This window comes from Enterobacter sp. SECR19-1250, assembly GCF_013391025.1.
Taxonomy (GTDB): Bacteria; Pseudomonadota; Gammaproteobacteria; order Enterobacterales; family Enterobacteriaceae; genus Enterobacter; species Enterobacter cloacae.
In genome coordinates, this window is record NZ_JACASJ010000335.1 from 1 (window position 1) to 314 (window position 314).

At 52.2% G+C, this 314-nt stretch carries 2 pseudogenes; both read left to right on the forward strand.

From position 1 onward, the window contains the following. Positions 1–141, forward strand: a pseudogene (locus HX884_RS27460) (phage N-6-adenine-methyltransferase); the annotation flags it as partial. Continuing rightward, positions 134–314: pseudogene (locus HX884_RS26885) on the forward strand (DNA cytosine methyltransferase); the annotation flags it as partial. The pseudogenes HX884_RS27460 and HX884_RS26885, both read left to right, overlap by 8 nt.

Consider the following 314-nt stretch of genomic DNA (forward strand, 5'->3'; position numbering starts at 1 on the left):
GCTGACGCTCTACCTGTTTCACAACAGAACAAGCTGAAAGCCAATATCAACCAGCTGTGGCTCGAACGTATGCCGACGAGTGAAATTATCACGACCGCTGGTGGTCTCTTCAACAGCATGCAGGGGGCCGTCAATGCGTGAAATTATCGTTGATAACTTTGCTGGTGGCGGCGGCGCAAGTACTGGCATTGAACTGGCGATCGGGCGCGGCGTGGATATCGCTATCAACCACGACGAAAACGCTATTGCGATGCATAAAACGAATCACCCGGACACGCTGCATTATTGCGAGTCGGTGTTTGACGTTGACCCAA